Genomic DNA, 1,594 nt, shown 5'->3' on the forward strand with positions numbered 1-1,594 from the left:
CGGCCGGTGACGCGGCCCGGGGCGCCCGGTCCTCCGCTCCGGCCACCCCGACGAGCCGGGCGAGGCCCGCGGTGGCGGCCTGGACGTCGTCGGCGAGGCCGAGGACGATGTTGATCGGTGTGAACAGGCCGTGGAAGTAGAGCGCGGCGGCGCTGGCCGTACCGATGCTGGCGTCGCCGCTGCGGACCAGCAGGAAACCCGTCGCCAGCACCGCCGACAGACCTATGAATTCGGCGAGGTTGAGCCGGGAGTAGAAGCGCGTCACCAGCCGGACGCCGCGCAGCGCCAGGTCCACCGCCGCCTGCGACCGCGTCTCGACGAGGCCGACGTGCTCGCCGGTGAGCCGGAACGCCCGGACGGTCGCCGCCCCGCCGACCGCGCCCAGCAGCCGCTGCTGCTGCTCGCCGACGGCGACGCGCTGCGCGGCGTACAGCGGGCCCGCGCGGCGGGTGTACCACCGGACGGTGTGGAGCTGGATGGGAACGGCCAGCAGCGCGACGAGCATGAACCGCCAGTCCAGGACCGCCATGCCCGCCAGGGTGAGGCCGATCGTCAGCAGGGAGCGCGCCAGCGCGGGCATCGCCTCGCGGACCGCGCTCGTGATCACCGAGACGTCGTCGGTGACGCGTGAGGTCAGGTCGCCGGACCCGGCCCGCTCGACCCGTTCCAGGGGCAGGTGCAGGGCCCGCGCCACGAAACGCTCCCGCAGGGCGGCCAGCATCCCCTCGCCGAGCCTGGCGATGAGGGAGACGCCGAGCGCGGTCAGCACGCCCTGCGCGAGCGCGATGGCCACCAGCCAGGTGACCGGGGCGGTGATCGCGGAAGCCGGCCGTCCCCGGTGGACCAGGTCGATGACGTGGCCGAGCACGGGGGCGGTGAGCAGCCCGATCGCGGTCGCGGCGACGAGGACCGCGAAACCCGCGGCGGCGGCCGCCCGGTGAGGCCGTGCCAGCCCTCGTACGGCCGCGCGCACCTGTGCCGCGGTCGCGACGGGCAGCAGCTCCCGGTCCTCCGGCTCCCCGCTCCGGTCCTCCGGCTCCCCGCTCCCCCCCGCTCCGGGCTTCCGCGGCCTCCGCCTCCGGGCGCTGCGGCCGCGTACCCTCCGGTCCCCGGCGCCGTCCGTCACCGGGGACGGGCGCCCCGGTCCGCGGCCCGCCGGGCCGCTGCTCGTCGGTCGTGCTCATCGGCGCGTTCTCCTCCATGGATGCCGCAGGGTCAGGCCAGGACCGTCGCCCGGTAGGCCTCGTCGCCGTGGACGAGTTCGGCGTGGGTCCCCTCCGCGACCGCGGTCCCGCCGTCGAGGAACACCACCCGGTCGGTCACCGCCAGCAGGGCGGGGCTGGTGACCACCATGATCGTTGTCTTCCCGTCCCGGGCCGCCCGGATCCCGGCCGCGATCCGGGCCTCGGTGGCCGTGTCCACGGCGGTGGTCGGGTCGTGCAGGACCAGGACCGGAGCGGCGGTGGCCAGGGCGCGGGCCAGGGCCACCCGCTGGCGCTGCCCTCCCGACAGCGAGGCCCCCCGCTCGGTGAGGAGGGTGGCGGCGCCGTACGGCAGGGCGGCGGCGACCTCGTCCGCGGCGGCGGCCGTCAGC

General features: G+C 76.8%; 2 protein-coding genes. Both read right to left on the reverse strand.

The features are described 5' to 3' along the window. Window positions 1-973: ABC transporter transmembrane domain-containing protein (locus ACWJ6R_RS36030; RefSeq protein ID WP_449066496.1), on the reverse strand; the 973-nt coding region annotated here is incomplete at its 3' end. Between the two features lie 242 nt (window positions 974-1,215). Continuing rightward, window positions 1,216-1,594 (reverse strand): ATP-binding cassette domain-containing protein (locus tag ACWJ6R_RS36035; RefSeq protein ID WP_449066497.1); only part of this gene is annotated, 379 nt, incomplete at its 5' end.

The sequence above is a fragment of the Planomonospora algeriensis genome (assembly GCF_977012225.1).